This window comes from Methylobacterium tarhaniae, from assembly GCF_001043955.1.
GTDB classification, from domain to species: domain Bacteria; phylum Pseudomonadota; class Alphaproteobacteria; order Rhizobiales; family Beijerinckiaceae; genus Methylobacterium; species Methylobacterium tarhaniae.
Genome location: NZ_LABZ01000031.1, coordinates 1 through 9,070, shown reverse-complemented (window position 1 = coordinate 9,070; position 9,070 = coordinate 1). Strand labels below are relative to the sequence as shown.

At 71.9% G+C, this 9,070-nt stretch carries 11 protein-coding genes; 9 read left to right on the top strand and 2 right to left on the bottom strand.

The genetic code is table 11. From position 1 onward, the window contains the following. From VQ03_RS05760 to VQ03_RS05730, 7 genes are all read left to right on the top strand, one after another. Positions 1-472, top strand: a 472-nt coding sequence (locus VQ03_RS05760; RefSeq protein WP_425350035.1) for a hypothetical protein, incomplete at its 5' end; no start/stop codon positions are given. Positions 473-519: 47 nt separating this feature from the next. After that, positions 520-1,722 carry a phosphoglycerate kinase gene (locus VQ03_RS05755; RefSeq protein ID WP_048449915.1) on the top strand — a complete coding sequence of 401 codons (1,203 nt, stop codon included), beginning with the start codon at positions 520-522 and terminating at the stop codon, positions 1,720-1,722. 87 nt (positions 1,723-1,809) lie between these two features. Further along, positions 1,810-2,895, top strand: a complete 1,086-nt coding sequence (fba, locus tag VQ03_RS05750; RefSeq protein WP_048449914.1) for a class II fructose-bisphosphate aldolase — start codon at positions 1,810-1,812, stop codon at positions 2,893-2,895. Between the two features lie 137 nt (positions 2,896-3,032). Beyond that, positions 3,033-3,737: a thiamine phosphate synthase gene (locus VQ03_RS05745; RefSeq protein ID WP_048449913.1), complete on the top strand. Its 705-nt coding sequence runs from the start codon at positions 3,033-3,035 to the stop codon at positions 3,735-3,737. Positions 3,738-3,739: 2 nt separating this feature from the next. Next, on the top strand, positions 3,740-4,840 hold the full coding sequence (locus VQ03_RS05740) for a tetratricopeptide repeat protein (RefSeq protein WP_245291980.1): 1,101 nt from the start codon (positions 3,740-3,742) through the stop codon (positions 4,838-4,840). A 245-nt stretch (positions 4,841-5,085) separates the two neighbouring features. Continuing rightward, the gene (locus VQ03_RS05735) at positions 5,086-5,880 is read left to right on the top strand and encodes an inositol monophosphatase family protein (RefSeq protein ID WP_048449912.1); all 795 of its coding nucleotides are present in this window, start codon (positions 5,086-5,088) and stop codon (positions 5,878-5,880) included. Between the two features lie 77 nt (positions 5,881-5,957). Further along, positions 5,958-6,503, top strand: a complete 546-nt coding sequence (locus VQ03_RS05730; protein ID WP_048431909.1) for an adenine phosphoribosyltransferase — start codon at positions 5,958-5,960, stop codon at positions 6,501-6,503. Positions 6,504-6,558: 55 nt separating this feature from the next. Here VQ03_RS05730 and purQ read toward each other — a convergent pair whose 3' ends face one another. Together purQ and purS are read right to left on the bottom strand one after the other, a co-directional pair. Next, positions 6,559-7,245: a phosphoribosylformylglycinamidine synthase subunit PurQ gene (gene purQ / locus VQ03_RS05725; RefSeq protein ID WP_048449911.1), complete on the bottom strand. Its 687-nt coding sequence runs from the start codon at positions 7,243-7,245 to the stop codon at positions 6,559-6,561. Then, a complete protein-coding gene (purS, locus tag VQ03_RS05720; RefSeq protein WP_048449910.1) occupies positions 7,242-7,484 on the bottom strand; it encodes a phosphoribosylformylglycinamidine synthase subunit PurS in 243 nt (80 codons plus the stop codon). The genes purQ and purS overlap by 4 nt, the downstream gene beginning before the upstream one ends. Before the next feature lie 220 nt (positions 7,485-7,704). Here purS and VQ03_RS05715 point away from each other — a divergent pair, with 220 nt between their 5' ends. Continuing rightward, positions 7,705-8,442, top strand: coding sequence for a helix-turn-helix transcriptional regulator (locus VQ03_RS05715; protein ID WP_048449909.1), 738 nt, complete (start codon positions 7,705-7,707; stop codon positions 8,440-8,442). A 242-nt stretch (positions 8,443-8,684) separates the two neighbouring features. Then, positions 8,685-9,070, top strand: a 386-nt coding sequence (locus tag VQ03_RS05710; protein ID WP_280948442.1) for an acyl-homoserine-lactone synthase, incomplete at its 3' end; no start/stop codon positions are given.

Here is a 9,070-nt window from a genome sequence, read left to right as displayed (position 1 = left end):
GCCCCCGGCGCCGCAGACCTCCTCGACCCCCGCCGTTCCGGCGCAGGTCTCGTCGAGCCAGATTTCCCCCCAGGCTTCCCCGAATCAGGTCCCGCCGGCTCCCGCCGCTCCGCAGGCCCAGCCCGGCGCGGCCGCCCGGACCACCGTCGCGCTGCCGACCCAGGTCGCCGACCAGCTCGCCCGCATCGAGGACAAGGCCTCCCGGATCGAGGACAAGTACGCCCGCTCCGAGGCGCTGCTGGCCCGCGTCGAGGACCGGGTCGAGGCGGCCGGCGCCCGGATGAACGAGGCTGCCCGCCAGGCCGACCTCGCGGCCCTGCGCGGCGAGGTCCGGGCGCTCTCGGAGCGCACCCGCGGCCTGCCCGGCATGGGCGCCCTGCTGCTCACCGCCGTGATCACCGCCGTGCTGACGGTGGCGCTGACCCTGGTGGCCCAGCGCCTCAACCTGCAGGGCCTGATCCCGCTGCGCTGACCGCGTCCGTCCTCCCACTTCGTTCCCGCTTGAAGGTGCCCCCGCCGATGACCCGTTTCCGTACCCTCGACGATGCCGGCGACCTGAAGGGCAAGCGCGTCCTCGTCCGCGTCGACTTCAACGTGCCGATGGACCAGGGCCGCGTCACCGATTCCACGCGGATCAAGCGCGTGCTGCCGACCCTCCACGAGCTCGTCGAGGCCGGCGCCAAGGTGATCCTGCTCGCCCATTTCGGCCGTCCGAAGGGCAAGCCGGTCCCCGCCGAATCCCTGCGCCCGATCGCCGAGGCCACCGCGAAGGAACTCGGCCGTCCGGTCGCCTTCGCGGAGGATTGCATCGGCGGGACGGCCGCTTCCGCCGTCGCGGGCCTCAAGGACGGCGACGTCCTGATGCTGGAGAACACCCGCTTCCACGCCGGCGAGGAGAAGAACGACCCCGCCTTCGTCAAGGCGCTGGCCGAGAACGGCGACGTCTACGTCAACGAGGCCTTCTCCGCCGCCCACCGGGCGCATGCCTCGACGGAGGGCCTCGCCCACGTGCTGCCGGCCTATGCGGGCCGACTGATGCAGGCCGAACTGGACGCGCTCACCAAGGGCCTCGAAGCCCCGGCCCGGCCGGTCGTGGCGATCGTCGGCGGCTCCAAGGTCTCGACCAAGATCGACCTGCTCAAGAACCTCGTCGCCAAGGTCGATGCCCTGGTGATCGGCGGCGGCATGGCCAACACCTTCCTGCACGCCGCGGGCCTCGGCGTCGGCAAGTCGCTCTGCGAGCGCGACCTCGCGGGCACCGCCCAGGCGATCATCGAGGCGGCGCGGGAGAACAACTGCGCCATCATCCTGCCGGTGGACGGCGTGGTGGCGGAGGAGTTCAAGGCCGGGGCGCCCCACCACACCTACGGGGTGGACGCGATTCCCGCCACCGGCATGATCCTCGACATCGGCAGCCTGTCGGTGGACCGGATCGCGGCGGCGATCGACGACGCCAAGACCCTGGTGTGGAACGGCCCCGTCGGCGCCTTCGAGATCGCCCCCTTCGACCAGGGCACGGTGGCGGCGGCCCGCCATGCGGCGGCGCGGACCAAGGCCGGCAAGCTCGTCTCGGTGGCGGGCGGCGGCGACACGGTGGCGGCGCTCAACCATGCCGGCGTGTCCGGGGACTTCACCTACATCTCGACCGCCGGCGGCGCCTTCCTCGAATGGCTCGAGGGCAAGCCCCTGCCGGGCGTCGACGCTCTGCGCCAAAAAGCTTGAGGGTTCCGTTCAGGCCGGCTGGCGTAGGACGCCGGCCGGCCTATCCGCTATAATCCAGCAACACTGACAGTCTCGGAGGATTACACCATGGCGCGCATCACGCTCAGGCAGCTCCTCGACCACGCCGCCGAGCACGGCTACGGGGTGCCGGCCTTCAACATCAACAACATGGAGCAGGGCCTCGCCATCATGGCGGCGGCCGACGCCACCGACTCGCCGGTGATCCTGCAGGCCAGCCGCGGCGCCCGCGCCTATGCCAACGACGTCGTGCTGGCCAAGCTGATCGACGGCCTCGTCGAGATCTATCCCCACATCCCGGTCTGCATGCACCTGGATCACGGGAACAACGAGGCGACCTGCGCCACCGCGATCCAGTACGGCTTCACCTCGGTGATGATGGACGGGTCGCTCAAGGCCGACGGCAAGACCCCGGCGGACTACAACTACAACGTCGAGATCACCCGCAAGGTGACCGAGATGGCGCATTGGGCCGGCTGCTCGGTCGAGGGCGAACTCGGCGTGCTCGGCTCGCTCGAGAGCGGCCAGGGCGAGGCCGAGGACGGCCACGGCGCCGAAGGCACCCTGTCGCACGACCAGCTCCTGACCGACCCGGCCGAGGCGGAGAAGTTCGTCGCCGCCACCAAGGTCGACGCCCTCGCCGTCGCCATGGGCACCTCGCACGGCGCGTACAAGTTCACCCGCAAGCCCGACGGCGCGGTGCTGGCGATGAACGTGATCGAGGAGATCCACCGCCGCCTGCCCAACACCCACCTGGTGATGCACGGCTCCTCGTCGGTCCCGCAGGACCTCCAGGACATCATCAACCAGTATGGCGGCGAGATGAAGCCGACCTGGGGCGTGCCGGTGGAGGAGATCCAGCGCGGCATCAAGCACGGCGTGCGCAAGATCAACATCGACACCGACAACCGGATGGCGATGACCGGCCAGATCCGCAAGATCCTGATGGAGAACAAGGCCGAGTTCGACCCGCGCAAGTACCTGAAGCCGGCGATGGACGCGATGACGAAGCTCTGCAAGCAGCGCTTCGAGGAGTTCGGCACGGCGGGCCATGCCGGCAAGATCCGGCCGGTCGCGCTGTCGGAGATGGCCAAGCGCTACGCCGCCGGCAAGCTCGACCCGTCCTTCGCGCCGTCGAAGGCCGCCGCGGAGTAACGGCCCCGCGCGGTGGTGCGGAGGCTTTGGCGCCGCACCGCCGCCCCATTGACCATGCAGCAGGGCGGGCGGCCGACGGGCCGTCCGCCCCGCGCGTTTCTGATCTCGCCCGTTCGCCCGAAGGCTCGAAGACTCCGATGGCCGATCCCCAGACCCGCCTGATCCTCCTCACCGCCCCCGAGGCCGGCCCGGACCTCGGACCCCGCCTGGCGCGCGCGGTCGCGGCCGGCGACGTCGCCGCGGTGATCCTGCGCCTGCCGCCCGGCGACGAGCGCGCGCTGGTGAATGCCGTCAAGGCGGTGGCGCCCGCGGTGCAGGAGGCCGGCGCGGCCCTGGTTCTCGCCGGCGGCGGGGGGATCGACCTCGCCACCGTGGCCTCCCGCAGCGGCGCCGACGGCGTCCACGTCCAGGCGGCGGACGCCGAGGGCGATCAAGCGGATGCGGGGTCCGGCGAGGACGACGAGGAGGAGGACGAGGCCAAGGGCCCGCTGCACGCCCTGCGCGAACGCCTGCGCGACGGCCGCATCCTCGGCGTCGGCGGCATCCGCAGCAAGCACGCCGCGATGCAGGCCGGCGAGGCCGGTGCCGACTACCTGCTGTTCGGTGACGATCCCGACATCGCTCTCGACGACCTCGTGGCGCGGCTCGCCTGGTGGGTCGAGATCTTCGAGACGCCGTGCATCGCGCTCGCCCGCGACCTCGCGGCCGTGCCGGACCTCGTCGCGACCGGGGCCGAGTTCATCGGCCTCGATGCCGCGCTCTGGGCCGGGGAGGGGGGCGAGGCCGCGGTGGCCGAGGCGCAGGCCGCGATCCGGAACCGCCCCGCGGCCGGGGAGGGGTGAGGATGCCCCGTCCTCTCCGGGTGATCGTCCCCCGCGGCCTGATCCTGATTCGCCTCGCGACGCTGACGATGGTCGGGACCTTGAGCCTCGCTCCCGGGCCGGCCATGGCCCGATCGGTCCCGGCCGCGGCCGAGCCCGCCACGTCCGGGGCCACCGCGCCCAGTCCCGGCACGACCAACACCTTGGGCTCGCCCAAGACCGACCAGACCCTCAAGTCCAACCAGACCCTGCCGGGCGCGGCCTCGCTGCCGCCCGTGCCCTCGAACGACCCGAATGCCGACCTCGCCTATGGCGCCTATCAGCGCGGCTTCTACGTCACGGCATTCCGCGAGGCGACGAAACGGCTGGAGAAGAACAAGACCGACTTTCCCGCCATGACCCTGCTGGCGGAGCTCTACAACCAGGGGCTCGGCGTGCGCCAGGATCCCGCGCGGGCCGCCGAATGGTACCGGCTGGCCGCCAATCTCGGCGATCCCCATGCCGCCGCGACCCTCGGCATGATGCAGATCGAGGGCCGCGGCGTGCCGAAGGATCCGGCCGCCGGCCGCGCCCTGCTGGAGAAGGCCGCTGCCCGGGCCGATGCCACGGCGAGCTACAATCTCGCCCTGATCCTGCTCGGCACCGGCGTGCCGGCCGACCTGACCCGGTCCGTCGAGCTGTTGCGCCAGGCGGCCCACCAGGAGCTGGCCCCGGCCCAGCACGCGCTGGGCGTGCTCTACCTCCAGGGCCGCGGGGTGGCGAAGGACCCGACCAAGGCCGCCGCCTGGTTCCGCCGCGCCGCCGACAACGGCGACCTCGCCGGCGAGGTCGAGTTCTCGATCCTGCTGTTCAACGGCGAGGGCGTGCCGAAGGACGAGGCCCGGGCCGCCCGCTACTTCCGCCACGCCGCCTTCCGGGGCAACGCGGTGGCGCAGAACCGCGTCGCCCGCCTCTATGCCAGCGGCCGCGGCGTGCCGAAGAACCTCGTCGAGGCCGCGGCCTGGGACATGGCCGCCCGGGCGCAGGGGCTCTCCGATGCCTGGCTGACCCAGGCGGTGTCAGGGCTCACCGCGGAGGAGAAGGCGCGGGCCGAGCGGCTGGCGGCGGACCGGGCGGGGCCGTGACGACGGCCCGGTGATCGCCCGGATTCGCGGGCCACGCTCCGTCGTCGGCAGCTCCGCGCAAAGCAGCGTCACCCGAAAAGTGGTTTCCTCGTCTCGGGTCGATGCTCTAGAGCCAGTCGTCAGCGAGGCGCCCCGCTCCGATGCGGGCGTGCGCCTCTCGTCGCGTTCATCTTCCGCGGGCATAACGGCCCGCCCTCGAAGGACTTTCCCATGACCCCGACCCGCAATCCGGGAGCCGCCGCCCGATGATCGTCTCCCCCCTGATGACCGTGATGGTCGATGCCGTGCGCAAGGCGGCGCGCGGGCTCAAGCGCGACTTCGGCGAGATCGAGAACCTGCAGGTCTCGCGCAAGGGCCCGGGCGACTTCGTCACCGCCGCCGACCGCAAGGCCGAGGCGACGTTGCGCGAGGCGCTGATGAAGGCGCGGCCGGGCTACGGCCTGGTGATGGAGGAGAGCGGGGTCATCGAGGGCCAGGACAAGACCCATACCTGGCACGTCGATCCCCTCGACGGCACCACCAACTTCCTGCACGGCGTGCCGCATTTCTGCATCTCGGTCGGCCTCGAGCGCGAGGGCACGATCGTCGCCTCGGTGATCTACGAGCCGATCAAGGACGAGCTCTACATCGCCGAGCGCGGCAAGGGCGCCTTCCTCAACAACAAGCGCCTGCGGGTCGCCGGCCGGCAGGATCTCGCCGACAGCCTGGCGCTCTACGGCTCGCCCTATCTCGGCCGCGGCAGCCATCCGCGGCTGCTCAAGGAACTGGCCGCCGTGATGGCGGTGACCGGCGGCGTGCGCCAGACCGGCTCGGCCGCCCTCGACCTCGCGGCAGTCGCCTGCGGCCGGGCCGACCTCTACTGGGAGCGCGACATCAAGACCTGGGACATGGCGGCGGGCCTGCTCCTGGTGCGGGAGGCCGGGGGCTTCGCCACCAGCGCCGACGGCGGCGCCGACCCGATGACCGCCGGCTCGGTCGCCTGCGGCAACGAGGTGCTGCAGCGCGAGCTCGTCGCCATCCTGCGCAAGGTCGGCGGCTGACCGCGTCCGGCCCGGACCGGTCCCCGACCGGTCCGGGCCCTCGTCCCGCCGAACTCTCAAGCACAGAAGGCCTCCGCATGGACCCGCGCACCCTGTCCGCCCTCAAGGACGCGATCCGCTCGATCCCGGATTACCCGAAGCCCGGCATCGTCTTTCGTGACATCACCACCCTGCTCGGCGACGCCCGCGCCTTCCGGCGCGCGGTGGACGAGCTGGTGCATCCCTTCGCGGGCGGCCGGATCGACCAGGTCGCCGGCATCGAGGCGCGGGGCTTCATCCTCGGCGGCGCGATCGCCCACCAGCTCTCCTCGGGCTTCGTGCCGATCCGCAAGAAGGGCAAGCTGCCCCACACCACCGTCTCGATCGCCTACGCCCTCGAATACGGCACCGACGAGATGGAGATCCACTCCGACGCGGTGAAGCCCGGCGACCGGGTGATCCTGGTCGACGACCTGATCGCCACCGGCGGCACCGCCACGGCGGCGGTGGAGCTGCTGCGCCGGATCGGTGCCGAGGTGGTGGCGGCCTGCTTCGTCATCGACCTTCCGGAGCTCGGCGGCGCCGACCGCCTGCGCGCCCTCGACCTGCCGGTGCGCACCCTGATCGAGTTCGAAGGGCACTGAACGAAAAAGGCGGGCCTCTCGGCCCGCCTCTCGTCATCCGGTCCGGGGATCCCGCTCAAGCGGCCTTGGCCAGGCTCTCGAACAGGCCGCGCCCGTCGGTGCCGCCGACGAGGCCTTCCACGAAGTTCTCCGGGTGCGGCATCAGGCCGAGCACGTTGCGGCTCTCGGAATAGATGCCCGCGATGGAGTTGAGCGAGCCGTTGCGGTTGGCCTCCACCGTGAGCTGCCCGGCTTCGTCGCAATAGCGGAAGGCCACCCGGCCCTCGCCCTCGATCCGCGCCAGGGTGTCGGGTTCGGCGAAGTAGTTGCCCTCGCCATGGGCGACGCAGACGTCGATCACCTGGTGCTGGGTATAGGCCCGGGTGAAGGCGGTGTCGGTGCGCTCGACCCGCAGGGTCTGCCGGTGGCAGATGAAGCGGCGGTTGACGTTGCGCATCAGCACGCCCGGCAGCAGGCCGGACTCGCACAGGATCTGGAAGCCGTTGCAGATGCCGAGCACGAGGCCGCCGCGGGCGGCGTGGGCCCGCACCGCGTCCATGGCATGCGCCCGGCCCGCGATGGCGCCGCAGCGCAGGTAGTCGCCGTAGGAGAAGCCGCCGGGCAGGACCGCGAGGTCGGTGCCGGCGGGGAGCGTAGTCTCGGTGTGCCAGACGGTGGCCACCTCGGCGCCGGCAAGGCGCAGGGCCCGGGCGACGTCCCGCTCGCGGTTCGAGCCCGGGAAGACGACGATGGCGGCCTTCATCGGGCGATCTCGACGCGGTAGTTCTCGACCACGGTGTTGGCGAGCAGCCGGTCGCAGGCCGCCTTCACGGTGGCCTCGGCCGCGGCCTCGTCGGCGGCCTCGACTTCGACCTCGAAGAACTTGCCCTGGCGCACGCCGGCGATGCCGGTGATCCCGAGCGAGCGCAGCGCCCCCTCGATCGCCTTGCCCTGCGGATCGAGGACGCCGGTCTTGAGGGTGACGGTGACGCGCGCTTTCATCGGCCAGACCTTCGGCAGCGGAGGACTTCTCGACGCTCCCGATAGTGCGGAACGGGCTCTGAGGCAACGCCGGGCCGGCGGCCACATGGACTGCATCGTGGGCCGCATCGTGGGCCGCATTGATCTTTGCTGGCAGGATTCTAATACTGGTTCCGGCCGGTGGGCATCGCGGCACGGACGGGTTCGCTTCGCGCGCGGGCGTGGGGTTCAGGGGTGGGTCATGTCGGACGCCGATGACGCGTTCATTCGTCAATCATTCGACCTGATCGACGGCCTCGACAGCCTGTCGGACCCGCTCGACGTGCAGAAGACGATCTTCGATCTCGTCGCCCGCTGCGGCTTTTCCTATTTCGCGATCACCCGGCTGCCGCAGCCGGGCGAGCGGATCGGTCCCAACCTCCTGCTCAGCGTCTGGCCGGAGGGGTGGCTGTCGCATTACGACCGGGTCGGCCATTACCGCCACGACCCGGTGGTGCGGCACTGCTTCCGCACCACCGAACCCTTCGCCTGGAACGAGGTGCCGCACGAGCCGGACCACGCCCCCCAGGCCCGCCGGGTGATGGAGGAGGCCCGCGAGCACGGCATGGGCGCGGGCTATTGCGTGCCGATCCACGATGCCCACGGCTTCCAGGGCGGGATCTCGCTCGCCGGCGAGCGGATCGAGATGACGCCCCGGGTGCGCCGGGCCATCCACCTGCTCGGGCTCTACGCCTGGTCGGCGGCCGCGCGCACCACCGCCCGCCACCGCAAGCCGGGCGGCCGGCTCCTCAGCGCCCGCGAGCGGGACGTCCTGTCCTTCGCCGCGCAGGGGCGCACACGGGAGGAGACCGCCGACCTCCTCGGCCTCTCGGTCGAGACCGTCTCGACCTACCTGCGCAACGCCCGCAGCAAGATCGGTACCCGCAACACCACCCACACGGTGATCGAGGCCCTGCGCTTGCGCGAGATCGTGCTCTGACCGTCGCCCCCCGGCCGGGTCCGCCGGCCGGTCCTCGAGCCCCTCGCACGGCCAGGCCCTTCGCACGGCCAAATCCCCCGCACGGCCAAGTCCCCTGCATGGCCAAGTCCCCGCCCCATCCCTGGCCGGGCCGCGGAATGGCTGTGCCATTTGCGCGCGCCGGCGCCGCCCTCCCGGTTTTCGGGGATACCGGGACGCCTCCTCCTCTGGCCTTATGAAGCCGGACCGAGGGACGTCAGCGCATGATCCGCCTCCACGTCATCGACAGGACGAATCGTGGGGCCTTCGCGGATGCGCTCGCGCAGCACCACGCCCTGCGGCGCGCCGCCTGCGAGGAGGCCGGCTGCCGGGCGCTGCAGGCCATCGACGCCTCGGGGCACGACCGGTTCGACACCGAGACCACGCGTTACCTGCTGGCCATCGGCGGTGACGGGCAGGGGGCGGGGGGCACGCGTCTGCTGCCCTCCGAGGGGCCCACGCTGCTGAGCGAGATCTTCCCGCACCTCGCCGACATCCCCGGCGTCGAGCGCGAGCCGGGGACCTGGGATGCACCCGGTTCTTCGCCGCCCCGCGCTTCCGCGAGGACCGGCCGGTGCTGGGGGCGGGCGGGGTCGGGGGGGGGGGGCTC

Excerpts from the sequence above, each read along its gene's own strand:
- VQ03_RS05755 (WP_048449915.1), top strand. The coding sequence starts at position 520 with ATGACCCGTTTCCGTACCCTCGACGATGCCGGCGACCTGAAGGGCAAG.
- fba (WP_048449914.1), top strand. The coding sequence starts at position 1,810 with ATGGCGCGCATCACGCTCAGGCAGCTCCTCGACCACGCCGCCGAGCAC.
- VQ03_RS05745 (WP_048449913.1), top strand. The coding sequence starts at position 3,033 with ATGGCCGATCCCCAGACCCGCCTGATCCTCCTCACCGCCCCCGAGGCC.
- VQ03_RS05740 (WP_245291980.1), top strand. The coding sequence starts at position 3,740 with ATGCCCCGTCCTCTCCGGGTGATCGTCCCCCGCGGCCTGATCCTGATT.
- VQ03_RS05735 (WP_048449912.1), top strand. The coding sequence starts at position 5,086 with ATGATCGTCTCCCCCCTGATGACCGTGATGGTCGATGCCGTGCGCAAG.
- VQ03_RS05730 (WP_048431909.1), top strand. The coding sequence starts at position 5,958 with ATGGACCCGCGCACCCTGTCCGCCCTCAAGGACGCGATCCGCTCGATC.
- purQ (WP_048449911.1), bottom strand. The coding sequence starts at position 7,245 with ATGAAGGCCGCCATCGTCGTCTTCCCGGGCTCGAACCGCGAGCGGGAC.
- purS (WP_048449910.1), bottom strand. The coding sequence starts at position 7,484 with ATGAAAGCGCGCGTCACCGTCACCCTCAAGACCGGCGTCCTCGATCCG.
- VQ03_RS05715 (WP_048449909.1), top strand. The coding sequence starts at position 7,705 with ATGTCGGACGCCGATGACGCGTTCATTCGTCAATCATTCGACCTGATC.